The organism is Lentilactobacillus sp. TOM.63 (assembly GCF_030361045.1).
GTDB classification, from domain to species: domain Bacteria; phylum Bacillota; class Bacilli; order Lactobacillales; family Lactobacillaceae; genus Lentilactobacillus; species Lentilactobacillus dabitei.
The window spans coordinates 1-24,865 of sequence record NZ_JAUCAP010000040.1 but is presented as its reverse complement, the minus strand read 5'-3'; the positions used below and the strand labels follow the sequence as shown (position 1 = coordinate 24,865).

Annotated in this window: 21 protein-coding genes; 10 read left to right on the top strand and 11 right to left on the bottom strand. The window is 43.7% G+C overall.

Features of this window, described 5'->3' with window-relative positions:
- Positions 1-116: 116 nt before the first annotated feature.
- From QUF07_RS08785 to QUF07_RS08775, 3 genes are all read right to left on the bottom strand, one after another.
- Positions 117-635, bottom strand: a complete 519-nt coding sequence (locus QUF07_RS08785; RefSeq protein WP_217163583.1) for a QueT transporter family protein — start codon at positions 633-635, stop codon at positions 117-119.
- Between the two features lie 84 nt (positions 636-719).
- Entirely contained in the window at positions 720-2,030 is a 1,311-nt protein-coding gene (locus QUF07_RS08780) for an NCS2 family permease (RefSeq protein WP_289427216.1), read from the bottom strand.
- A gap of 137 nt (positions 2,031-2,167) precedes the next feature.
- Entirely contained in the window at positions 2,168-2,680 is a 513-nt protein-coding gene (locus QUF07_RS08775; protein WP_054748222.1) for a type 1 glutamine amidotransferase domain-containing protein, read from the bottom strand.
- 105 nt (positions 2,681-2,785) lie between these two features.
- Between QUF07_RS08775 and QUF07_RS08770 the strand changes: the two genes are divergently transcribed.
- Positions 2,786-3,196: a winged helix-turn-helix transcriptional regulator gene (locus QUF07_RS08770; protein ID WP_217342100.1), complete on the top strand. Its 411-nt coding sequence runs from the start codon at positions 2,786-2,788 to the stop codon at positions 3,194-3,196.
- A 48-nt stretch (positions 3,197-3,244) separates the two neighbouring features.
- On the opposite strand, the gene QUF07_RS08765 is transcribed toward QUF07_RS08770, so the two are convergent.
- Positions 3,245-4,189, bottom strand: coding sequence for an aldo/keto reductase (locus QUF07_RS08765; RefSeq protein ID WP_217163588.1), 945 nt, complete (start codon positions 4,187-4,189; stop codon positions 3,245-3,247).
- A gap of 99 nt (positions 4,190-4,288) precedes the next feature.
- Between QUF07_RS08765 and QUF07_RS08760 the strand changes: the two genes are divergently transcribed.
- From QUF07_RS08760 to QUF07_RS08750, 3 genes are all read left to right on the top strand, one after another.
- A complete protein-coding gene (locus QUF07_RS08760) occupies positions 4,289-4,846 on the top strand; it encodes an NAD(P)H-binding protein (protein ID WP_217163590.1) in 558 nt (185 codons plus the stop codon).
- A gap of 15 nt (positions 4,847-4,861) precedes the next feature.
- Positions 4,862-5,221, top strand: coding sequence for a hypothetical protein (locus QUF07_RS08755; RefSeq protein WP_289427214.1), 360 nt, complete (start codon positions 4,862-4,864; stop codon positions 5,219-5,221).
- Positions 5,222-5,282: 61 nt separating this feature from the next.
- Entirely contained in the window at positions 5,283-5,438 is a 156-nt protein-coding gene (locus QUF07_RS08750; RefSeq protein ID WP_217163594.1) for a hypothetical protein, read from the top strand.
- An 84-nt stretch (positions 5,439-5,522) separates the two neighbouring features.
- On the opposite strand, the gene QUF07_RS08745 is transcribed toward QUF07_RS08750, so the two are convergent.
- From QUF07_RS08745 to QUF07_RS08735, 3 genes are all read right to left on the bottom strand, one after another.
- On the bottom strand, positions 5,523-6,869 hold the full coding sequence (locus QUF07_RS08745) for a glycoside-pentoside-hexuronide (GPH):cation symporter (protein WP_217163600.1): 1,347 nt from the start codon (positions 6,867-6,869) through the stop codon (positions 5,523-5,525).
- 78 nt (positions 6,870-6,947) lie between these two features.
- Positions 6,948-8,423: a sucrose phosphorylase gene (gene gtfA / locus QUF07_RS08740; RefSeq protein ID WP_289427213.1), complete on the bottom strand. Its 1,476-nt coding sequence runs from the start codon at positions 8,421-8,423 to the stop codon at positions 6,948-6,950.
- Positions 8,420-10,084 carry an alpha-glucosidase gene (locus QUF07_RS08735; RefSeq protein WP_217342108.1) on the bottom strand — a complete coding sequence of 555 codons (1,665 nt, stop codon included), beginning with the start codon at positions 10,082-10,084 and terminating at the stop codon, positions 8,420-8,422. The genes gtfA and QUF07_RS08735 overlap by 4 nt, the downstream gene beginning before the upstream one ends.
- A 146-nt stretch (positions 10,085-10,230) precedes the next feature.
- Between QUF07_RS08735 and QUF07_RS08730 the strand changes: the two genes are divergently transcribed.
- From QUF07_RS08730 to QUF07_RS08715, 4 genes are all read left to right on the top strand, one after another.
- Entirely contained in the window at positions 10,231-11,217 is a 987-nt protein-coding gene (locus QUF07_RS08730) for a LacI family DNA-binding transcriptional regulator (protein WP_217163597.1), read from the top strand.
- Positions 11,218-11,847: 630 nt separating this feature from the next.
- Positions 11,848-15,411: a PD-(D/E)XK nuclease family protein gene (locus QUF07_RS08725; protein WP_289427212.1), complete on the top strand. Its 3,564-nt coding sequence runs from the start codon at positions 11,848-11,850 to the stop codon at positions 15,409-15,411.
- Positions 15,411-19,154: a helicase-exonuclease AddAB subunit AddA gene (gene addA, locus QUF07_RS08720; protein ID WP_289427211.1), complete on the top strand. Its 3,744-nt coding sequence runs from the start codon at positions 15,411-15,413 to the stop codon at positions 19,152-19,154. Before QUF07_RS08725 ends, addA begins: the two co-directional genes overlap by 1 nt.
- Before the next feature lie 95 nt (positions 19,155-19,249).
- A complete protein-coding gene (locus tag QUF07_RS08715; protein WP_217164878.1) occupies positions 19,250-19,801 on the top strand; it encodes a L,D-transpeptidase in 552 nt (183 codons plus the stop codon).
- Between the two features lie 287 nt (positions 19,802-20,088).
- On the opposite strand, the gene QUF07_RS08710 is transcribed toward QUF07_RS08715, so the two are convergent.
- The 3 genes from QUF07_RS08710 to QUF07_RS08700 all read right to left on the bottom strand — a co-directional run bounded on the left by QUF07_RS08710 (position 20,089) and on the right by QUF07_RS08700 (position 21,397).
- Positions 20,089-20,280: a hypothetical protein gene (locus tag QUF07_RS08710; RefSeq protein ID WP_217164877.1), complete on the bottom strand. Its 192-nt coding sequence runs from the start codon at positions 20,278-20,280 to the stop codon at positions 20,089-20,091.
- 42 nt (positions 20,281-20,322) lie between these two features.
- A complete protein-coding gene (locus QUF07_RS08705; RefSeq protein WP_289427210.1) occupies positions 20,323-20,856 on the bottom strand; it encodes a GNAT family N-acetyltransferase in 534 nt (177 codons plus the stop codon).
- A gap of 352 nt (positions 20,857-21,208) precedes the next feature.
- Complete coding sequence (locus QUF07_RS08700) at positions 21,209-21,397, bottom strand: CsbD family protein (RefSeq protein WP_217164873.1); 189 nt, start codon at positions 21,395-21,397, stop codon at positions 21,209-21,211.
- Positions 21,398-21,555: 158 nt separating this feature from the next.
- Here QUF07_RS08700 and QUF07_RS08695 point away from each other — a divergent pair, with 158 nt between their 5' ends.
- Both QUF07_RS08695 and QUF07_RS08690 read left to right on the top strand, forming a co-directional pair.
- Positions 21,556-22,008, top strand: coding sequence for a hypothetical protein (locus QUF07_RS08695; protein ID WP_289427209.1), 453 nt, complete (start codon positions 21,556-21,558; stop codon positions 22,006-22,008).
- 7 nt (positions 22,009-22,015) lie between these two features.
- Positions 22,016-23,146 carry a hypothetical protein gene (locus QUF07_RS08690; RefSeq protein WP_289427208.1) on the top strand — a complete coding sequence of 377 codons (1,131 nt, stop codon included), beginning with the start codon at positions 22,016-22,018 and terminating at the stop codon, positions 23,144-23,146.
- An 80-nt stretch (positions 23,147-23,226) separates the two neighbouring features.
- Here the strand turns inward: QUF07_RS08690 and QUF07_RS08685 are convergent, their stop codons facing one another.
- Complete coding sequence (locus tag QUF07_RS08685; RefSeq protein ID WP_217342466.1) at positions 23,227-24,399, bottom strand: thiolase family protein; 1,173 nt, start codon at positions 24,397-24,399, stop codon at positions 23,227-23,229.
- Between the last annotated feature and the right edge of the window lie 466 nt (positions 24,400-24,865).

Genomic DNA, 24,865 nt, shown 5'->3' with positions numbered 1-24,865 from the left:
CAAAACAAAAAGAGCCCTAATCACAAAGTGATTAGAACTCGAATTTAGTTTCACCAACAACAGTTGACGAAGAGCCAGTAAAACTGGCATCTTCGATTAAAATTATGCTGTTATGCTTACTTTGCCAAGTCGTATCTCATATTGATTAGGTAAACAACCACGGCACCAATTGTCATGGTAACAAATTCACCAATTCCAGCGGTAAGGTAGGTACTCCAGAACGTTGGCCAGAATGCTGCGTGGCCGATAATGGCAATTTCAAATCCAATAATAAACATGTAGAATGTCCCGATCAGAACGGAAGCAACTAATTTCGCCACTAGTGACTTCATATGCTTGGTAACTAAATAGATCGTTACTAAATTGATCAGGGTTTCAAACGTACCAACCACCATGTCAATAGCGCCATTTGGTGACATGATATTGGTAATAAAGCACGCTAACGTGATTGCAACGATATAGCGTTTGTTAAATACAACCAGGTTGTTCAGTCCTTCAGAAAAGCGGAATTGAACGGGCCCGTAACTTACGGCTGCAAAGACCATCGTCAAAACGATGTAGAGTGCAGCAACAACGGCAGCCTTGGTTAAATCAAGAACACTGTCGATGCCGAGAACATTAGTCTTAGAATTCATAAATAAATTCCTTCCTTGTAAATTATTTAGTTGTCAAGACAACCTTTTAACCTTACCGCTTTTCGAATCGAAGGTCAAAAGGTTTTAGCGATTCAGGATCCAGAGGAAGAAGACAAAGACGACGGCTAATCCATACATCATTGCACTGACTTCTTTCCCACGCTTGGCAGCAATCATGGTGATTGGGTAGGTGATGAAGCCAAGGGCGATTCCATCGGCGATACTATAAGTGAATGGCATGCCGACTAACGTGATAAACGCAGGCGCAGCAATTTCAAACTGTTCCCAGTGGACGTTTTTAAGGGACTGAGCCATTAATACCCCAACAATAATCAGGGCAGGCGCCGTGACTTGGCTGGTAATGACGGTTAATAGCGGCGAGAAGAATGTCCCCAAGATAAAGAGGATTCCAACCACGATGGCGGTAAAACCGGTTCGGCCACCAACGGCAATCCCAGCTGACGATTCAACGAAGGCACCCATTGGGGATGTCCCCAGCAAAGATCCCGCTAACATGGTTGAAGAGTCGGCGATCAACGCGCGGCCAATTCGGGGGATCTTGTTGTTCTTGATGAAGCCAGCCTGCTCAGCCAAGCCGACCAAAGTACCAGCTGTATCAAAGAAGGTCACTAGCAAGAAAGTCAGCACGACGACAATCAGTTGAAGCGAGTTAATGTCGCCAATGTGGGTCAAGGCAACTCCAAATGTTGGTGCCAGGCTTGGCATTGCGGCTACCCATTGATGGGGCAGTGGAATCAGGCCAGTTACCATCCCCAAAATGGCGTTGAGTACCATGCCAATAAAAATGGCACCGGGAACGCGCATGCTCATGAGGATGATGGTCACAATCAACCCAAAAATGGTTAACCAGGTTGTGCCGACATGAAGTGAACCCAGACTAACCAAAGTGTCTTTATTAGCCTCAATCAAACCGCCATCGTTTAAACCAATAAACGCGATGAACAAACCAATCCCACCGCCAATTGCGGCCTTTAAATCTGCCGGGATCGAATCAATGATCTTTTCTCGTAATTTGAGCGCCGTTAAAATCATAAAAATAATTGACGCAACGAAGACGCCAGCCAATGCAGTTTGCCAAGAAACTTTCATACCGATGACAACGGAATAAGCAAAGAAGGCGTTGATCCCCAAACTGGCAGATATGGCAATCGGGTAGTTAGCGATGAACCCCATGAGAAAACAGCCAAGTGCGGATGCTAGGGCCGTTGCAGTAAAGACGGCCCCCTTGTCCATACCACTAACTCCCAAGACATTCGGATTCACAAATAGAATATAAACCATTGAAACAAACGTGGTGATCCCAGCGATGGTTTCAGTTCGGAAATTTGTTTTCCGACCCTCAAAATCAAAAAAGTGGGCAATCGAATTTAACATCAATAATAGCTCCTCTATTGTTCGGATATAAATAAAAAAAGAACATATTTATACTATCATTATAGTATAATATGTTCAATCTGCGAATCAATTAGGATAAATAGATATAATTGTTTATATCGATCTTGAAATACTAATTAGTTATTCTTCAATACATCAAGCATGGCTGCGTTGAAGTCAACCAAGTCGTCGGGTGTTCGGCTAGTCACTAAGTTATTGTCGATAACAACCGACTGATCCTTCACACGCGCCCCTGCATAGTAAAGATCAGGTTGAACGGTGAGGTAGGCAGTCATCGTGCGACCCTTGGTGAGGCCTGTTTGGATGAACAGTTGAGGACCGTGGCAAATCGCGAAAGTTGGTTTGTCTGCAAGGAGAAATGCTTTGACAAAGTTGACAAATCTGTCGTCAGCCCGTAATTGATCAGGGGAAAAGCCTCCAGGGATCAGTAAGCCATCAAAGTCTGCCGGGGTAACATCAGCGATCGATTGATCTGCGGTGATATCGACACCGTGTTTGCCTTTGATTTTGTTGCCAGCCTTGTTTTCAATCACGGTCACTTCATGGCCGGCATTCTTTAAGGCGTCAACTGGGGAGGTATACTCGATATCTTCAACGTCATTGGTGACAATTACAGCAATTTTACTCATTAGTCTCTTCCTTTCTTGTTAAAGCATGGTATCTATTTTATACTGAGTATCAAATCGATACAATAACGCACTTGCAGGTGCGTGCCCATGTTCGGAGGAGAAAAAATGACTGACGTAATCAGAAAAGACGTGAAGGATCGATTAGAGGGCGGCGATTTTAGCTGTTCAAAAGAGTTCACCTTATCGATGTTTAGCGGTAAATGGAAAATTGTGGTCCTGTTTCATTTAGGAACTGACGGTGCTTATCGGTTTAACGAATTAATGCGGTTGATGCCAAAAGTGACGCACAAAGTACTGACCAATCAGCTGCGGGAAATGGCAGAGGACGGTCTGATTTCGCGGGAAGTCACCACTGATTCCCGGGTGAAAGTGACCTACCGGATAACGGATCTGGGCCGAACCCTGATGCCGATCATTAATCAGATGTACGAGTGGGGCGAAAAACGAATTAAGGAATTGCAGATCAACCCGCAATATAGTGTGAAGCCGGTGAGCAAAGTTCGAAGCCAAAACTAAGTGTTCTTTTAGATAGCTGTCTAGTTCTGATTTAATAATTCCTAACGTTTATAGTTTAAAAGCATTATCTATTTCATTAAATTCTTCATCAGTTAATGCAATATTCATTGCTTTAGCATTGCTTTGAACCTGCTGAGGTGTTTTTGCCCCCGGGATGACAACCGAGACATCTGGGTTCTTGATGTACCATGCCAAGACAACTTGGGCGATTGTGGCATCGTGGTTATCCGCAATTGGCTGCAAGCTTTTCACCGACTGGACGATGCCACTGAAGCGGCTGCCAGCAAAGTTTGGATCATTTTTTCTTAAATCACCGGCTGGGAAATCAACTGGTGAGCCATCATACTTACCTGTTAGTAAGCCCGATGCCAGCGGGAAGAATGGCACAAAGGAGATGCGTTCTTTCCGCAAGTATGGGAATAACTCTTTTTCCGGTTGGCGATGAATTAAGCTGTATTGGTCTTCCACAACATCTACTTGATGATTCTTGTTGGCCTCTTTGAGCTGGGCCAAAGAAAAGTTTGAAACGCCAATTGCCTTGATGAGGCCTTCTTGCTTGAGTTCATTCAAAGCGGCCACTGCTTCGTCCTTTGGCGTCTGGTCATCTGGAAAATGGATGTAGAAAATGTCGAGGTAGTCGGTCTGCAGGCGCTTTAGGCTTGCCTTCACAAATCGTTTGAGGTCAGCCGGATCATTGCTAATTGTGGTGTTCCCATTTTTATCAACGAGCTGGGCACCTTTTGTGGCGATGGTGATTTTTGAGCGATCATATTCTTTGATCACCTGGCCAATGAGTTCTTCCGAACGTCCCAGACCATACGCGTAGGCCGTGTCGAGCATGGTAATGCCACTATTTAAAGCAGCTCGGACCGAGTTCATCCCATCTTCTTCACTAAGATCTGGAAACAGGTTATGACCACCAACAGCATTGGTACCAAATCCCAGTGGTGTTGTTTCAACAGTTGATTTGCCAATCTTTACAGTTTGAGTCATGTGCCATCCTCCTTTGATTTCTGTTGACATATATGGTACATATTAATTATGAAACAACTGAACTAAATAATAAATCATTTAGATTAGGAAGTTACGCCTTTGAAAAAATTATTGATCTTAAATGAAAATAATCCCGTTGTTCCTCAATTTGAGAAGCTATTAGCTGCCGATCCCCAAATAAGCTATGAAGAATACCAAGGTAATCTTCAAGACGTGATGGGCTATGCCAAGCGTTTAAAGGACGTTGACTGGATTTTTTCAGCCGTTGGGCCTCTGGACGTTGATTTGGATTTTGGAGAATTATTCGATGCCATTGACGAAGTTCAGCCACCGCTGAGTCATTTTGTGATGCTCTCTTATGCCGGAGTTGATGATGAATTAAAAACTGTCCCCGTTTACGAGGGGGTTAAAGATTCCAAAGAATTTATAAAACAGCAAAGATATGCAATAAAAATTGTCGACGAGGCAGAAATTCCGTATTCTATAATTAGGATGACGAAGTTGACTGATCAAGCTGGATTAAATTATCAACTATTTAATGAAGGAACCACAATGCCATACGGAGAGGTGTCCAGTGGGGCGGTTGCGAAGCTTTCATTCGAGATGTTCGACAATAATGATTTCATTAATCGATCGGTCGGAATTATTAGCAAATAGAATTGGGGTGAGCATATGGCAATTAAATTGGATTCAGACCAAGTGAAGGTGTTGAAAGCACAGTTATCCGAGGCAAATAAAAATTCTCATTTTGTGATTATCGAGGCGTTTCAAAAGGATGAGCACACTGGCGCCCGCATGGTGACGGATTGGAATAACTATGTGAACATGAAGACGACCAACAAGGAAAATTTCCAGTTTAGAATCATTAGGGACATTCTGCCGATCACTGACAACCTGGTGTATTGGGCCGTGGCACAACAAAATTTGCATGCTGCCACCCAAAAGGGCCAACAAAATGAACAGGTGATCGATGATTTGGAATACTACACCAATAAGGTGATGGAAGAAAATAAAGTGAAGAGTAGCGGCTAACCTGAATGTTGCTTGGCGACACAGGTTTCCACGATGCAGCTTAGGACAGACGGAGGCTCACATGGATTCTAAAGAAGTTGCCCAATACGTCGATTTGGCGATGAAAAATTTGCATTTCATGAAAATGCAAAGAGAAAATGTGGTTTCTGAGGTTCAACGATTGCTGAATCATTTGTCAATTGAAGAAGTTCAGAACCAATTAAATGGACAAAAATAAATCCAAATGGGACTGGAAGTGATCATACCTCCTGAGTCTCATCTGGATTTATTTGTGTCAGTAACCACTATGATCAGCTACTTTTTACTCCTCTTTTAACCTTCTCGCCATCAAATCTGCTTCAATCTTCGGCTGCATTTTATCAAACTGATAGAAATACATCAGGATTAACCCAATGCCAAACCCAATCAGTGGCACCCAAATATAATTCATTTCAATTGCTTTCAAGGCTTGCGGTGTCTGCTGGTGGTTGGCTACATAGCCGTTCATACTCAATAGGAATCCGGTAACGGCACCACCAACGCCCATGCCGAAGTTGGAAGCAATTCCGGAGAATGAGGTCACCAAGCCTTCAGCTCGAACGCCACTCTTCCATTCGCCATAGTCCACGGTGTCGGCTAGCATCACTGGTAGTAAGCCGGCGAAGAAGCCGTTTCCAAAGTAACCCAGAATCGTTGCAGCGGCCAGAATTGGGACACTCAAATAGTGAGCCCCAATCCCTAAGATTGCTTGACTAATCACGCAAAGCCCCAACCCAATTGACATTGTTCCTTTCTTGCCAAAGTGAGCGGTCAGAAATGGGGTGAAGACAATCACGACTAACGAAATAGCTTGCAGACCCAACATAACCGAGGCCAATCCCGCATCGTGCATGTTGTATTTAAAGAAATAGACCGTTACTTGAAGCTTGGTTTGCATGCCGATCCAGAAAAAGAAATACATCAGTGAGATGATCATCCAAGGCCAATTACCCTTTAAAGCCTTGATGGACTCTGATAATGGTAATTTGTGATCATTTTTGGGATGAACCCGTTCGCGGGTATTCTTGAAAGTGACCAGTAGCAGACAGCTGGTCAAGACGCCAATGATTACGGCAGTCAGGAAAAAGCCGAGCTGGTTGTTGCCACGACCCAAGAGGGCGACCATTGGCAGAACCATCACTGAAATCAAGGTTGCCCCAGTGGTTGCCAAAACTTGCCGGACAGTACTCAGTCGGACCCGTTCTTGGGGATTGCTGGTGAGGGATGGCAAAATCGAAGTGATTGGAATGTTGATTCCTAGATATAATACATCGATTGCAATGTAGGTGACGTATGCCCAAATCAATTTACCCATCGAATCCAATGGCACCGAAGAGAATGCCAGGATGAAAAAGATCCCATACGGAATTGAGAACCAGAGGAAGAATGGTCGGCTCTTACCCCATCTAGTGTGGGTGTGATCAATCAAAATTCCCCAAGCGGGGCCACAAACTGCATCAACGATTCTGGCAACGAAAAATAGCGTGCCAATTGCCCCGGCGGCGACGAGAAAAACGTCAGTGTAGTAATACATTAAGTAAGTCCCGACCATCCCATTGGCGATATTGCAGGCAAAGTCACTGACGCCATAACTAACTCGCTCTTTATTACTCAATTTTTCAAGATGCATATCAGGCTGGGTGTCGGTACCGAGCTCTGAAACAGATAAGTCATTTTCTAATTTCATGATTTGTCATCCTTCCATTCCCTAATCAGTTAGGTTGGCTGAATCGAGAACTTTTGTCCAAGATTCGGATTTATCTTTGGCTTCAACAGTGAATAATTTTGTTTCAAGGTCTGCAGTTAACCGGGCCGCCGTTTTGCCATCGGCTGAGCTGCGGACAATGATGATTTCTGATTTACTTGGCTGCTCAACTTGGATACTGCCATCGAGGTCAAATGCGGTGCTGGCATTGCGGAATCTCAATAATGCAAAAAGGTCCTTAACAACGGGACGCTGGGTTTCGTGGTCAATTTCAGCTAATGAATAGTAATGTCGATTGATGTTACGGCCTTCCTTGGTTTTCTCAAGTAAGTCCAAATCATTTTTGCCAGCCAACAAGCCTACGTAATAGATCTGCGGAATTCCTGGCGCGAAAATTTGAATTGCCCGGGCCATTAGATAAGCTGGATCGTTGTCACCAAGAGCCGAGTAATAAGTGGTGTTGATTTGGTAAACGTCCAGGTTGTGATAAGCCGTACTTGAGTAAACTTTTTTGACGTTGGCACCGACCTTGTACATTTCGGCTTTGGTGTAATCGAGTTCTTGATCACTCAAAATGTCTTTGGCATCGACGACTCCAATACCATCATGGGTGTCCAGAGTCGTAAATTGACGCATGGGGCTAGATTTCAGCCAAGCAGCTAAACGGGTGGCATCACCCGAGTAGAGGCTGTAAAGGGTCACGATTGGTAAGGCAAAATCGTAACTGAAGTAATTGTGATCAGTTAATTTACGGACAATGTGATAATTTTCGTGGATTTCCGGTAAGAGGGTGGCTCCTTGAGGTTGCGTGATCTTGTTGATGCTGTCCAGCAAGTTCCAAATTTCAGGTTCTACGAAAAAATCATTGGTATCTAATTTCTTAACCGCATAGGCAAAGGCGTCCAAGCGAATAATTGAAGCCCCATTTTTCATGAGAAACTCTAAGGTGGATTTGATGAAATTTTTGGTGGCTTGCTTGGTCACATCGAGATCGATTTGATCGTCACCAAATGTATTCCAAACTTTGCCGGTTTGGCCGTCCGCAAAGGTGATTTCTTGGACGGGTGCCTTGGGCTTACGCTTATAGATAAGGTCGATGTCCTTTTGAGTGGGGCGTCCAGCCGGCCAAAATTCATCCCAGTGAATAAAGAGGTCACGATATTTTGATTGGTCGTGATTCTGTAGGAAGTCTTGGAAATACTTGGAATGCTTGGAAATGTGGTTCACCATAAAATCAAACATCAGGTAATAATTCTTGGCAAGCGTTTGAATATCGTTCCAGTCCCCAAATTTGGGATCAACCTGTTGGTAATCAACGGGTGAAAAGCCCCGATCACCGGCAGATGGGAAAAATGGCAAAATGTGGACGCCACCGACCACCCCATCGAGTTGCGAACTGAGCACGTGTTGCAAGTCTTTAAGATTATCTCCAAGACTATCTGGATAGGTAATGAGCATTGCTTTATTTGTGAGTTTCATGAATTTTTCCTTTCATACATATAGAGGTTGGCTGCCCACGGCTTGAGGGCAATTGGCGAATCAAGGGCTGCAGCTTGATCGTTACTTAAAACCAAGCTGGTGAGTTTGAACTGATCAGGGACCTGGAATTCAGCCGGTTGATCGCTTAAATTAGTGACAACCAGATAACCGGAATGGTCTACTTCACGCGTGTAAACGTAAAGTTGATGGTCGTGAGTATCGATGAGGTGATATTGACCTGACAGCAATGTCTCATCCGTGAGGCGGAGATCAATCAGCTGCCGATAAAAATTCAAAGTGGATTGAGGCGATGGCTGTTGGTCGGCCACATTAATCTCTGGATAGTTCGAATTAACTTCGATCCATGGTTGGGTGTGACTGAAGCCGGCAAATTTGCTTGCTGACCACTGTATCGGTGTTCGGGCGTTGTCGCGGCTCTTTGCCCGTAAGCTGGTCATGATTTTGGCAACTGGCCAGTCGGCGGCCAATTTTTCTTGGTAGAAGTGCTTGCTATCGAGGTCACGGAATTGATCAATGTGATCAAATGAAACGTTGGTCATCCCAAGCTCTTGTCCCTGGTAGACAAAGGGGGTTCCCTTCATCAACAGGTACATCATGCCAAGTGCCTGGGCGCTTTTTTTGCGGTAATCAGTATCGTTGCCAAAGTAGGAGACGGCTCGGGGAAGATCATGATTTTCAAGGAATAGGGCGTTCCAGCCATTATCTGCCAATCCATTTTGCCAGCGGGTGAGAGCGGCTCTTAACTGAGCAACGTCTACTTGACCGACAGTGAATTTTTCCCAAAAGCTGACATGGTCAAATTGAAAAATCATGTTGAAATAACCATGTTGCTCATCGACCCATTGTCGGGCTCTTGACACTGACACGCCACCGGCCTCGCCGACAGTCATCAGGTGATCGCGTTTGAAGTCGTCACTTAATTCCTGAAGAAAATTGTCAATGCCGGCCACATCATTCATGGCCTCATCAGGTTGGTCAACGTCGGCGAAGGTTCGTAATTTTTTCAGGTGGGAGATCGCGTCCAGCCTAAACCCATCAACTCCATGGCTAGCCCACCAATCAATGATCTCACTGACAGCTTGATGAACCCGGGGATTTTCCCAGTTCAGGTCAGGTTGTTGTTTGGCAAATAGATGATAATAATACTCATCAGTTTGGGGATTGTATTCCCAGGCCGAGCCGCCGAATAAGGACTGCCAATTATTCGGCGCTTTGCCGGCTGCCGGCTTTTTCCAAATATAAAAGTCGTGGTAAGGATTGTTTCGAGACTTCTTGGCCTCTTCAAACCAGTGGTGCTGGTCGGACGTGTGGTTGATGACTAAGTCGAAGACTACTTTGATCCCTTCATCGTGAAACTTGGTAATCATTTCAAAAACGTCTGCTAATTTTCCGTATTGGGGATCAATCTGTTCGTAATTCGACACATCATAGCCATTATCAACGTTTGGTGATGCAAAGAATGGGGATAACCAGACGAAGTTGACACCCAACGACTTGATGTAGGGGGTCTTTTCAATAATTCCCTGAATGTCGCCGACACCATCTTGGTCGCTGTCATAAAAACTTTTCGGATAAATCTGATACCCAACGGCATTTTGCCACCATGGTGATTGGGATGAGGATTGATTCAAGCTAAACACCTCCAAATTAATGTAACCCTTTTCATGAATTCATCATACAGGTTTGGTTTTTCTGTGTCAATCGTTTGACATAAATTAACATAAAATGGATTTAAAAATAGCTTGTGGTATACTTGGTTAGAAATAAAGCGTAAGGAGACAGGCATATGCAGCCGAAATTAGATGATGTGGCCAAATTGGCCGGTGTGTCAACTACGACAGTTTCCCGGGTGATCAATGACCGGGGATACTTATCGGAAACCACAAAAGAAAAGGTATATAAAGCCATGCGGCATTTGAACTATCAACCTAGTTCGGCTGCCCGGGCACTCCATGGAAAACAATTTAAACTAATTGGGTTGATTTTTGCCGGAATCACCAATCCAATTATTGCTGAAGTGGTCGAAAAGATAGAGGACCGTTTGTTTAACAAGGGTTATAAGGCAATTATCTGCAATAGTTTGGATAATCCGGATAAGGAGCGGCAATATTTGAGAATGCTGATGGCTAATCAAGTGGATGGCATTATCACGGGTTCTCATAATGAAGGGATTAAGGAATATGGGATGACCGAACTGCCGATTGTTTCTTATGACCGATACTTCAAGGATAAAATTCCAACCGTTCGAAGTGACAATTATGGTGGCGGTCAATTGGCAGCCAAGACACTGATTGACAAAGGGGCTAAGAAGTTGTTGCTTATATCCGGTAGTATCGATGTTCAGATGCCGAATAACGATCGAATTACAGGCTTCAACAAGGCCGTCGAGGCGCGGGGCCTCACCCCACAAACCGTTGAATTGCCATTCAATTCGACGCCTGCCATTAAACGGGCAACCATCCACCAATCACTGTTAATCGATCATCCCGATGCCGTTTTTTGTACCGATGATTTGACGGCAATTTTATGTATGCAGGAAGCTAAAAAGCTCGGTTTAAAAATACCAGCAGACATGCAAGTAATCGGTTTTGATGGTTCTACGAATGTTCAGGAGTACAATCCGGATTTAAGTACAATTGTCCAGCCTTTGGATGATATTGCTGATCTACTCGTGCGGCTGTTATTCAATCGTCTGAATGATGAGGGTGAAAATTTGTTGGATGAGTATACATTGCCGGTAAAATTGATTCAAAGGGCGTCGGTTCGAAAGTGAGCTGAGGGACTGGTTTCATTCAACTAGAGCGAACGCAAAAAAGCCGGGACATATATTAATTTCCAATCGATGATCATTCACTTAGATCGCCGTAGCTATTTGGATAAAAGCTGTGCCAAACGGCTGATCTCGGCCATTTAACAAAAAGAACCAACTATTCCTCATTTGGAATAGTTGGTTCTTTTTATTAAATTCTGGGATCAAATGGCCCTTCGTCCCAATTTTATCCCTATAAGGTTGAATAGTGAAGCTATCAAAATACTATGTACCGCCTGGGGTTGCCAGGCGTTATTAGGAGTAAGAACCTATCAGCGTTTGTTTGAACTTGAAAGATATATTGGGGGTAGATCGTAAATTCTTGCTTCCGATATTTAATCGTGGGTTACGCTGACGGGCTCTCTTAACAAGATCAATGCAAGCATAAAGCTTTCATTTAGGTCAAATAATTGGATGTAAACTACATCCAATATCAATAATAGCCTTTTTTTACCAATGTTCAATTATATTGATCTTTGGCTGATGGAAATTGAATAAAACAGTTTGTGGTGGCCCTTTTGACGGGAATGATGATCGCTTGCTTCCACCCGCAGGGACTATGTTATCATGAACATAATCTAGTGAGGTGATCCAATGACACTGCAATTTGTGTTAGGAAAAAACGGGTACGATCATCAAGAAAAAATGATGCATATTCTTAAAAATGATCGGCAACAACATGCCGGTGACAATTTCTTTTACCTAGTTCCTAATCATATTAAATTTGAATCTGAAGTTGAAATTCTTAAACAGTTGGCCGACCCAACCGCTGCCATTGCTGCCGAAAGTGACGTTCAAGTTTTGTCATTTACTCGGCTGGCCTGGTTCTTTTTGCGCAATTCGCCTAAATATCAGAAACAACGGATTAGCCAAGCCGGCATTAACATGATGCTGTATCAAATTATTTTGGATAATCAAAACAAACTGATTGTATTTTCTCAAGAAGTCCATCATCCCGGGTTTGTTAACCAAGTGGCTCATCAAATTGCTGAGATGCAAGCCGGTAACGTTTTACCGGAAGATCTGCTTGAACTCTATGAAAATGAAGATACAGTGATCAGCAATGACCTTCGGGATAAATTACACGATTTTTCAATTATTTATTCGGAATATGTGAAGCAGATTGATGATCAATACTTCGATAATCATAATATTTCGAATCTGCTGAGTGATCATTTAGAGCAGCTTGACCTCTCAGCTTATCACTTTTATATTTCGGATTTCTCCAAGTTCACCGCTCAAGAATCTCGCTTGGTGGAGACACTGATTAGTAAAGCTGCCAGCGTGACAGTTTCTTTGACGTTGGACCAGGCCTATCGAGATGAGCTGCCAGAAGAACCCGATTTATTTTATCAATCGGCTAAATTATTTTTGCGGCTTTACAAATATGCGGCCACTAAAAAAGTGCCCTATGTCGGGGCCGTGATGGCCGATCAGCCGCGGGTAACTCAAGATCTGCTGAAATTAGAGCGGTATTGGGAGCAGTCGAGTCGGATGGGGGCAAACACGCCCAGTCAGCTTGAATCTAAAAAGGCCATCCAAGTTTATCAGGCCGACAATTTATACTCGGAGCTCGACCAAGTGGCCACGATGATTCATGGGATGGTTGCGAATGGGCAGTATCGTTATTCTGACTTTTTGATTTTGACCCGCCATTTGGATGCCTACAACAACATTTTAGAGCCGGTCTTTTCGCTACAGGCCATTCCCTACTTTAAAGATATTCAAAAGTCGATGGTCGACCATCCATTGGTGGAGCTGCTGGGATCATTGTTTGATATTGACGATCCAGCCCGTCATCGTAACTACCAATACGATGACGTGATGCGCTTTTTGAAATCCGAATTGGTGATCCCCCAAGTCGATGGGCGCCCAATGGCAATTGCTGACTATCGCGAAGCAGTTTCCCGCACCGAAAATTTGGTTCTCAAGAACAATTATCAGGGAAGTCGCTGGACTCAAGACGAAGACTGGCAATATGTATGGGTCGCTGACGATGATGAGGGCACGGTGATTACTGATAGGGACAAAGAAATTACCCAACAGATCAACGTGATTCGTCACTTGGTGAAAGACACGCTGCCAAAATTTTATCGACAACTAGCCAAAGCAAGGACGAATCGCGATGCTGCCAGTATCTTGTATCGTTTCTTGACTGAGGCTGGGGTGGTTGACCAATTACAAGCTTGGCGGGATGCAGCAGTTGATGATAATCACATTAATCGTTCCAATCAAATTGAGCAGGTTTGGCGGATGTTTTGCTCATTGCTGGACGAAAGCGTGGCAATCATTGGTGATAAGCCATTTGTTGCGGCAGATTTTTGGGCGTTGATTTATGCCGGATTTGAAGGGGCCGATTACTCTCAAATCCCGTCAACGTTGGATCAAGTGACCGTCTCCGAAAGTGGGATGGTTCAGATGAACAACCACAAAGTGACGTTCATAATTGGCGCCAACGATGATAATATGCCCGCGCGAACGGTGAATGAAAGTTTGTTTGGGGATGACGATGTTGCTCAGCTGCAACAAAATTTAAGCGACAATCAATATCTCAATGATTCCTCTGACGCGCAAATGGCCTTTGAACCCTATTTGAATTATTTAGCCTTTATGACCCCTTGTGAAAAGTTGATTTTTACTTATACGGGCCAGACCAATGATGAGACGAGTGTTCAGCTGTCACCGTATGTCCAACGAATTGCGACCCATTTTGGCTTGAAAGTGAATCATTACCCGGCAATTCCAACCAGTGATCAGCCAATCGATCTTTACGTTGGAACCAAGCGGGGAACATTACACCATTTGATTCAAGTGATTCAGGCCGCCTACAGGGCTGATCCGACTGCACCGACATTATCGTCGGCTTGGCGGTTTATTTTTAGCACCTTGGAAAACGATCCTGAGCTTAATCAGCTCACCAACCGTTTACTGGGAAGCATCGCCTACAAAAATGATCCCAAGCCATTGAAGCCTGACATTGTAACGGGCCTCTATGGAGATAAATTAGATGTGTCGATTTCGCAGTTGCAGTCATTCTATAAAAATCCCTATGAATATTTTCTAAAGTATGGACTCCGATTGCAGGAACGAGAAAAGTTTGAGTTATCGAGTGCCAGTACCGGGACCTTCTTCCATGAAGCGTTGGATCGAATCTTTAAGGAAGTTCATGAACAGCAGATTGATCTGACGACCCTAAGTGACCAGGATATTGAAGACCTGGTTGCCGAAAATGTTCAAAAGATGATTACGAATCCTGACAATTATCAGTACGTGATTTTGACGAGTTCCAACCGGATGAAATACCTGACTTCCCAGCTGCGGGCGACAATTCAGGAAATGATTCGGGTCATGCGTGATCAGCAAACTGCCACCCCAATGCGCCCACGAACGACTGAAAAAGTTTTCGGCCAACCAAGTGGTGACAATCTCAAAGGCCTTTCATTTGAGTTGCCTGATAACCGGCAAGTGAATGTTCGTGGCCGGATTGACCGAATTGATTCGATAACGGTTGGCGATAAACGATATTTTGGGATTGTTGACTATAAGTCTGGTAACAAATCTTTTGATTATACGGAAGCTTACACCGGAATTTCGATGCAGTTGTTGACCTATCTGGACGTTTTAAAGCACAATTTGTTGGAATTGAGCCCGGATGATCCGGACGCTTCACTAGCAGGGGCCCTTTATTTGCACATTATTAATTCCAAATTAAAAACCGTTGATATCCAAAAAACTGGATTTAAAGAAGCCCTATTGAATCAGCACAAATATCAGGGGATTTTAGTCTCTGATCCTGATTTGGTCAGTGGTTTGGAGCCTCAACTTGAGGTGGGGAGTTCTCAGGTTTATCCATATACATTAAAGAAAAATGGTGAGCCATCCAAGAAATCTGCGCTGATTTCCGCAGACACACTTGAGGCTTTTTTGACGCACACTGAACACTTGATTGTTGATGCAGCTAACAAGATTTTTGCCGGGGACATTAATTTATCACCGACTAAGTACGGCAGCCAGTCGGCCATGCAGTACACCAAATTTAAGCCGATTATGAACTTTGATCCATTATTAGGAAATCAAGATTCGCCCAATAATCGCTACCGAATCATTAACAAACTCAAGCCAAATGACATTATCAAAAAGCTGAAGGAGGAAAAGTAATGGATTACACGTCAGATCAAGAAAAAGCGATTAATGATCGCCCCGCAGGTAATCTCCTGGTTTCCGCCTCGGCTGGTTCTGGGAAGACCCGGGTGTTGGTGGATCGAATTATTAAAATGGTCAAAAATCACGAAGCCAACATCGACCAACTGCTGGTGGTTACTTTCACGAACGCGGCTGCTAAGGAAATGCGGCAGCGGCTTCAGCGATCATTGCGGGAAGAATTCAACGCAACGGATAGTCCACAAGAGAAAGCAGCCCTGTTGACTCAAATCCAGAAGGTCTCGGTAGCTGATATCACTACGATGGATGCCTACTGTCAGAAATTAGTTTCCAGATATTATTATATTTTAGGGATTGACCCGAACTTTAGAATCCTTTCTGATGATACGGAAAAAGAACTCCTGAAGGACCAAGCATGGCAAGGGGTCCGTGAAGATTTATATGGTAATGATCAGGACGGCTCCTTTGCCCGGTTAACCGAAAACTTTTCCAACGATCGCAGTGACGACGGCTTAACCAGCGTGGTTTATAAGATGGACGAATTTGCCAATGTCACCGATGATCCCGATGGTTGGCTGGAAAATTCGGCGCAATTTTATGACCTTCAAGGGAAAAGCCTGATCGAAAGTGATTTTTATCGAAAATTCATCAAACCACAGATTGATGATTTCTTCAGCCAGGTCGAAATGGATCATTTCTTAATGATTCAGTTGGCCCAGCAGGCTGAACTTTTCAAAGATGAGGAAGCCCTCGATAAGCAGTTGGATTCACTCAAGAATTTGAAGCAGCACATCGATAACTGTAGGTCGTGGGATGAGTTGCGGGATGCTGTCAATCAATTTACTTTTGATAAGTTTCCATCGGCAACGGGGCTTGAAGCTGATCAAAAAAAGGTTCATGCCCAAATTGTCAGCATTAATGGTAGCATCAAAAATAGTGGTGAACGATTCCAAAAATTTCAGGCACGCTACTTCCTATTGGACGAAACCGCTAACATTAAGATCATGCAGGCAGCCAAGGGCCGGATTGAAAAATTGGTAGCCGTTGTTCAACAATTTCGTCAGGCCTATCAGGAACTCAAAAATCAACGCCATTTAATGGAATTCATTGATATTGAGCACACTGCTTATGACATTTTGAATAACTCCAGCGACCCAGCAGAACTGGTCCAACGGAAGCTGCAGAATCAGTATTACGAAATCATGGTTGATGAGTATCAGGATAATAACCGGCTGCAGGACGCTATTTTAAATAAAATTGCCAAACCGGATCAGGGAAACCGGTTTATGGTTGGTGACTCCAAACAGTCAATTTATCGGTTTAGGTTGGCAGATCCCCAGATGTTTATTGATAAAGAGGAAAGCTATACGGATCAAGATAACGACAACGAATTGGTCTCCCTGGCGGAAAACTTTCGGTCTGCCCAAAATATTGATGATTTCACCAATCTGATTTTTGAACAAATTATGGATAAGCAGGTTGGCGAAATTAATTATTCTCAAGCCAAGCTGAAATTTGGAAATACTGAGGCCCTCAAAAGTTATCCCTCCAAGGTTTCTCTGCTGATTTACGAGAATAGCACTGGCACTGGGGATGGGGAAGTTGAGGACACCCAGATTGAAGATAGTGATACTGGCCAAGTTGAAATGATTGCCCAAAAAATTCGCGCTCTGTTGGATAATCATGAGCAAATTTATGATCACGATCATTTACGTGATCTCACGCCGGGTGACATTGCCATCATCTCACCAACCCACAATAGTGAGCTGACAATGGCCGATGTTTTCAAGCAATATCACATCGAAGCGGAGATTACTGGTGCTAAAAGTTATTTAAAAACAACCGAGATTCAAGTGATGATGTCCCTATTATCGGTTATTGACAATCCTTATCAGGATATTCCCCTGGTTGCTGTCTTGCGGTCACCGATCGTTGGCCTTGATGAAAATCAGCTGGCGTTTATTCGGATTAACCGGAAAACCGGTGATTATTATCAAGCGGTGCTGGATTTTTATCAGCAATACCCAACGGCGGCACCAACCGATTATGGCCAACGGGTTTATAGCAAAATCGCCACTTTTTTAAACCAGTTGACTCATTTTAAGGATGTTGCCCAACAAGACGGCCTTGTGGCTTTAATTTGGGATATTTATAATACGACCGGTTATTTAGATTATGTTGGCGGGATGCCGGGCGGCTACCAGCGCCAAACCAACTTACATGCCTTGTACGAGCGGGCCGCTGATTATGAAAAGAATGGCTTCAAAGGGCTGTTCAGGTTTGTCCTGTTCATTGAACGGATGCAGGATCACGACAAAGACCTAGCGACAGCCAATCCGGCGACCGCGGCTGACAAAGTTCAGGTAATGACCATTCACGGGAGTAAAGGTCTCCAGTTCCCGGTCGTTTTCTTAAACGATGTTGGCAAGAAGTTCAACGATCAGGATTTAAGAGGCAACTATATTTTGAATGATCATCTTGGAATCGGTATTTCTTATTTAAATAACGAAACCCGAGAGGTATCTGATCCACTGCAAAAAGAAGCCGTTAAGACAGTTACCAAAAATGCGTTTTTATCTGAAGAAATGCGTAAATTATATGTTGCGATGACCAGAGCTGAACAACGACTGTATTTAGTTGCCAAAGTTAAAGGATCTAAAGATCAACCATTTGATGAGAAAAAACAGATTTTAACCTGGCAATCAAAGACCACCACTGGGAGATTATTGTTGCCAACTGCTACTCGTAACAGTGCTCAGAATTATTTATCATGGATTGGTCCGGCAATTTCTCGGCATCCGTTGGTGTTAAACGAATTTGGTGATAGCCAATCCTTTGACGAACTGGCCGCTGATCAATCGAAGTTCGATATCCAGTTTTTCGACAATGCCAAGTTGACCAAAGCAATGAAGCAGGCAGATAAAGCCACACTGTCTCCTAACGACTGGATTGATCAATTGACTGTTTCCCAGTCTTTAGATCCTGAATCAGCCAAAATAGCAGGTTTGATGGATTACGAGTATCCTCATCAGGTTGCAACCCACACCACTGCCTATCAATCAGTTTCTGAGATTAAGCGGTTATTTGATGATCCGGATAATATTCAGTTGGGCAATCATTCGTTATTAGATGCTGATCAGGTCATTCGCCCAAGCCGTTATACGCAGTCGAGCCTAGCTGCCCCCACGTTTATTTCCGGTAACGGAAAGCAGCAGCCTTCGCCAACCGACGTGGGAACTGCGACCCACATGCTGCTTCAACAGATCAATCTTTCAACAACGCCGGACCAGAAATCTGTCACTCAGCTCCGTGATCGATTGGTTGAGCAAGGCATTATTCTCAAAAATGTCGCCGATAAGATTAACATTGATGGGGTTTTAAAATTCTATCAAACTTCTGTCGGGCAACGCGTTTTAAGCAACCCCGAGCAAACCCAGCGTGAATCCCCATTTTCATTACTGATGAAGGCCAGCGATGTCTTCAAAAACTTCAATGACGATGATCAACGCATCCTGATTCATGGGATTATTGATGGCTATTGTGTCACTGATGACGGCGTTTATTTGTTTGACTACAAGACTGATCGATTGACGCCCAAGGTGACCGTTCAAACAATCGTTGATCGATATCGCGGTCAGCTGGAGCTGTATGGAATGGCATTGGCAAAAATTCTTGGTCGCCCAATTACTGAAAAGTATTTGTATTTATTAGCGGACCAACAATTAATTAAAGTTAACTAATTTTACGGATTGCTAAAGGTTGAGCAAAAAAGGTCGTGCCAAAATCCTGTGGTGATATACTCGAGTAGATATTTCAGAGCAGGGGATTGGATACAATGAAGAAATTGTTGCAAATAATATTGGCGATAGCGTTGATGCTGACCGCAACAGGGTGTTCCAACACCACTCAAACGCGTCATAAAACGGGCGTGGTCGGTCAAACCCAAATCGTGAACTGGCGCCACTCGTCTGAATCTAGGCCGTACCCGACCATTACGCGGGCAAATGATCGCTATCTGCGGGTCTCAATCGGCAGACAGCGAGTTTATGTGATGAGTCCCAATAATCGGGTCTTGTACACAATGTATGCTTCGACCGGTCGGGATAACGCCACTCCTAAAGGAACTTTCCATGTTCAACAGGAACGCGGTAACTTCTTCTATAATCAACACTCTAAGGAAGGCGCTCGTTATTGGACATCATGGAAAGGCCATGGAATCTACCTTTTCCACACGGTGCCAACCAATGCTGACGGCCACTATATCAAGTCTGAAGCCAAGACATTGGGGAAGCAGGCCGATTCGCACGGCTGCATTAGGCTGTCGATCCCGGATGCCAAGTGGATTAATCGGACTGTGCCAGTAGGAACGAAGGTTGTTGTGCAGTGAGCGACGGGGATGAGTTGGGTGAACTCCCAATACATGAAGCAGTTTTAATCTTGATAACCAAGAAGTGCTGGTTTTAATGACAAACCAAAACCGGATCAGACCGGGATATATTAATTTCCAATTGATACTCATTTCCTTGGATCGCCACTGATACTTAGATTAAAGTCGTGCTCAAGCGGCTGATCCTCGAATTTTAAAAAAAACCAACTATTCCAAAATCAGGAATAATTGGTTCTTTTTTAAATTCGAGGATCAAAATGCCTTTCGTCCCAATCTTTAAAAAATCATTAGCTCAAGTTAAACAAATTCACTAAGATGATTCCCATCACTAAAACAACAGTGATGATGCCGATCGAAAACTTGGTGAAGAATCTGCCATTAATCTTATTTAAGAGGAAAAAGGTAATTCCCAGACAAATAATGCCGATCACATACATCACAATTAGTGCTGTTTTGACTGTTAAATCTGATTCTACCATTCCTATCACCCCATCGAAAACATTTTACCTCATTTTTGATGATTACCCAATAATGAGTTGATAGGCATATCGTGGAGTGGCTTCGTGACCCTTTTCGGTCATGTAAATCGTGCCGCGCTTGGTAAAACCGTTGGTGGTGATGACATGTTGCATGCCGAAGTTATCGGGATGGGTGTCAATTCGAATGTCCTTGTAACCAAGAACGCCGGAAATCGTGATCAACCCAGTGATCATTTTGTCTGAAAGGTGCTGACCACGGAAGTCTGCTGACATGGCAATTCTGTGGATAGCGGTGTAGCGGCCGTGGATGCCGTTAACCCACTCGCCGTCGTGAATATTGAGATAATTGACATCCAGCCCTTGATGCAGAGCAGCGGTTCCGGCAATTTTGCCGTCAATGATCAGGACATAGGTAATGCCGAATTTGACGTCGGTTTCTAAAGCCTCATCGTCTGGGTAGCCATTTTGCCATTGGTCGATGCCTTGCTGTTTGAGGTACGCTTTTGCTTCTTTGATGATTTTTTTAATTGCTGGTAAGTCTTCATTGGTTGCTTGTCGTAAATATGTTGCTGGCATTGTGCTCACATCCTCGTTGGTATTTCTAACCGTAATAATTAGATTAAATTAACACGAAAGAGCATTATAGAGCAAAAATATGGGACATGCAACCGGAAATGTTCGTGAATTTTGGGCAATGAAAAAAGATGATCAGCCGCGGTGCGTGGGCGTTAGTCGGGAGAGTGTTTATAAATGCAATTGAACTTTGCGTTCTTATGTTGATAAAGCCTGCGCCAAACGGCTGATCTCGGTCATTTAAAAAAAGAACCAACTATTCCAGAATCAGAAATAATTGGTTCTTTTTGTTAAATTCTGGGACCAAATCGTCTTTCGTCCCAGTCTTGGATGACCTCAGGGTTTGTCGCCCGCTTTAATCATCTAATACTTCGTTGGTTTTTTCGGCCGCTTTTTCTTTTGCATCGGCAACCTTATCTTTTGCCTTGCCGGATGTCTTTTGGGCCTTACCCTTTAATTTAAGCTTGTCGTTTCCGGTCATGTCACCGATACTTTCTTTGACCTTACCAACTACTTCATCTTTTTTATTCTTTAAGTCTCCCATTGTTACACATCCTTTCTTATCTATGCTATAAGCATATATGAATATCAACAGATCTGCAAAGTTAACGCCTGACAATTTATAACGATGAGAATTGTATGAGTTATCTCCTAGACGCAAAGAATGTGCTATTATTGTCTTAAGACTAGGGGGTGCAACGAATGGCTACCAATAATAGCGTTACAAAAGCACAATCCGAAAGTAATGAAGTTAAAAAGCATCAACAAATTTTGACTATGATTGCGTTAATGACTTCCAAATTGCTTGGTGAAAATACATATGCAAAAAGTTCAATCTTTTCCGAGAGGATGGCCAGAGGGGGCCAGCTTTTTCTTGATAAACCGATTGAGCAAAGCATGTCACTTGCGGAGTTCAAATTATCCAAGGAAGTTCAGATGGGCTATTTGGTCGCAGTTGACGATTTAAGATCAGTGACGCTGGACCAGGTTCATTACATGTCTTTGTGGGCAACTGGTCAAAGCGATGATACGATCGTTAATCGAGCGGCCGGAAATGCTTTTTCAATCTATTTAGCTCAAAGTACAGATCAGAAAAAAATTTGTCAATGGGTACAAGACGGCAGTCATTCAATTTATCCGCGCGATTGCTGGTGAAAATGGCGTGGTGGCAAAAGTAACCAGTGCCTTTCAGAAGCTATCCTTTGCTGATGCAGAGAAGCTGGCAAATGATTGGTTTGGCAGCGTGAATGGTTACATGCGCGGGGCCAGTCCTTTCCGCAAGATTACGGATGGAATTGATGATCCGGTGGATGAGCGAATCGTTCAGGGCCTTTTTGACGAAGTTAACAATGGGTATTTGACAACTCATTCGTTCGGCGATGATCAGGTGCCATTGCTTGGTAACTATATCTATTCCGGTGATGATTTCAGTGACCAAACTGATTTACCAGCTATGATGACCCAATCTTTGACCGACATCAGTTTATCCGAAACGATTAATTTGTTCGTGAATGGTCAGTTTAGCGAAGTTCTTGACCTGTTATGCTCGTTGGAACTCTATACATTTGTGTATCAATTCGTGAATGCAGGGCGGGCTGATCTGGTTGGCATGCCGGTGACGACAGCTACTGATATGCAGCAAGTTATCAAAATCACTGGCTCACAGCTAACTGATATCTTTGAACGATTCGGCTTGCCAGCAACCCTTGCTGAATTAGCAGCTAATTTACCGATTATTGACCTCAGTAATGCCGGAACCGCCAGAAATGCCAGTCAACAGAATTTTCAGCAGAATTTAAGCGTGGTGATGGATAATAGCCATCGGCCGCTTATCAATGATCGTGGTGAAACAGCTACGGTTAATTATGGCTTTCTTGAAGCCCTTCATGGATTGATTCAGGCCACTTATTGTTTACCAATTCTTGTTCGATATACGGTGACGAGAAACCAGCTGTTAGCACAAATCCAAGCTGGTGATTATACGGAATCCAGGAACGTGGCCCCAGCTGATTTTAATATCGCTTCATCGTTAGGGGATTACGTCGAACAACTGGCCCGTTTCCAAGTGGATCAGCTGATTCCCATTGTTGAACGTGGTAAAGACGACTATGATGGCTTGAACCAGTCTGGCAGCCCCAGTGCATTCAACCACTTGATGCGGGTGGCACCCCAGATGCGAGCGGTTAACCCGAAATACGCTGAGATGTCCAAACAAACAAAGAAGTTGTATTACTGGCTATATCAAAGCTCGTTTGCAAGTGAAATTGCTGCGGCAGATAGAGTTCAACTTTGAATAATCATGACACGATAAAAGGATCGACGGTCAAGCAGTTATCTGCCTGACTGTCGATCCTTATTTATAACGTCCTTTTGTTAAATCGCCCGAATTCCGATTGCCGACCCCATGCCGCCACCCATGCATAGGGAAGCAATCCCGATTTCTTGATTGGTTCTTCGTAGATTGTGGATCAGTGTCGTGATGATTCGGGCACCGGAGTCTCCGAGGGGATGGCCTAAAGCAATCGCGCCCCCACTGATGTTGACTTTTTCCAGTGAGAGGTGAAGGTCGCGGGTAACCGCAATACATTGAGCGGCAAAGGCTTCGTTGAGTTCAACCAAGTCAATGTCTGCAATCGTCATTTTTAATTTGGCGAGGAGACTGTTGATGGCAAGGTAAGGCGCATATCCCATGATCTCAGGATCGATCCCAGCCTCGGAATAGCCAAGAATTTCTGCGATTGGCTGGAGACCTAGTTTTTTGGCATGGGAGGCCGTTGTCAGGATCAGGGCCGAGGCGCCATCGTTTAGTCCGGCGGAGTTTCCGGCGGTAACAGTCCCATTTGGTTTGAATGCAGGCTTTAGTTGGGATAACTTTTCCAAGCTCGTGTCGAATCTAACGGGTTCATCCTGATTGATTGGGTTTGCTAGTTCTTTAGTCTCAATAGGAATCAGTTCATCATCAAATTGATGGTTACGAATTGCAGCAGCGGCAAGTTGATGTGACCGTAACGCAAACGAATCCTGCTCCCGGCGGGTAATGTTAAAACGGTTGGCAACATTTTCGGCGGTGATACCCATTAACTCACCTGAAATAGAATCTCGAAGGCCGTCATGTTCCAATGCATCGTGCATGGTGACTGCCCCAAATTTAGTTGCCTGACGTTGATTCATGTTGAGGTAAGGCGCATTTGACATGCTTTCCGTACCGCCAGCGATGATTATTTCCGATTCACCGAGCAGCAGTGCTGAACTTGCTTGATGGACGGCTTGCATGCCGGATCCGCAGACTTGATTAACTGTAAATGCTGTCTTGCTTTGAGGAATATGACTTTGTAATTCGATTTGACGGGCAATGTTTTGACCGTTCCCTGCTTGAATCGCGTTGCCAAAAATTACTTGGTCAATCAACGAGGCGGGGATATTTGTTTTCGCAAGCAAATTTTTAACGGTCATTGTTCCGAGTTGTTCCGCTGTGACATTTTTTAATGCACCGTTAAGTTTACCTATTGGAGTCCGTTTGCCTTCAATGATTACGATATTGTCCAAATTCATTGGCTCCTTTGTAAAGATTTCATGTGCTAGTATAACGGGTTATTCACCTCAATAGTGAACTTTTGACTCAACCTTAATGAATTGCTAAATCATTAGTTAATAGAAAAAACGATTAATTTTGAAATAGTAGTTGACCTGGGTCAAAAATCCTGATAGTATATTACTCGTTGCTTAGTTAGCAATTGCATATATACCAATTACTTCTTAAAAAGTTTTTGTTGACTTACAGGATTTGGTGAGATATAATTGTTATTGCTGTTGAGGCAATGAGAAATAAGGATTTCGAATGACGAACGATTTACTTGGAGTTATCAAAAATGTTTGTGTTTCTCATGTAGACCTTTGAAAACTGAACAAAATTTTCGACAAACAAATGTGCAGGGCGTTCCGATTCATTTCGGAACCAAACATTTGCGAAGTCAATTCGTAAAACAAGTAATAAATATAATCATGAGCTACA